Consider the following 256-nt stretch of genomic DNA (forward strand, 5'->3'; position numbering starts at 1 on the left):
GTCGCGGAACTCGATCGCGGGGGCGAGGGGGTCGGCGCCGTCGCGGGGGAAGGAGGCAGCGATCGCGTCATCGTTCTGCGTCTCGACCGGAAGGTTCAGGACCTCCTGGATCCGACCGAGCGCACCGAGGGCCTGGTTCACCGAGGTGATCGCCCCGAATGTGGTGGCCAGCGGCATCACGAGCATGAACAGGAACAGGATGAACGTGATCAGCGAAGCGATCGTGATGGTGCCAGCCGCGACTCTGAATCCGCCG

At 66.0% G+C, this 256-nt stretch carries 1 protein-coding gene; it reads right to left on the bottom strand.

What is annotated here, in order from left to right:
* Positions 1–256: hypothetical protein (locus R0J87_RS22360; protein ID WP_498889065.1), on the bottom strand; the 256-nt coding region annotated here is incomplete at both ends.

Origin of the sequence: Halomonas sp. SIMBA_159 (assembly GCF_046536035.1) — a bacterium.
GTDB lineage: Bacteria > Pseudomonadota > Gammaproteobacteria > Pseudomonadales > Halomonadaceae > Vreelandella > Vreelandella venusta_A.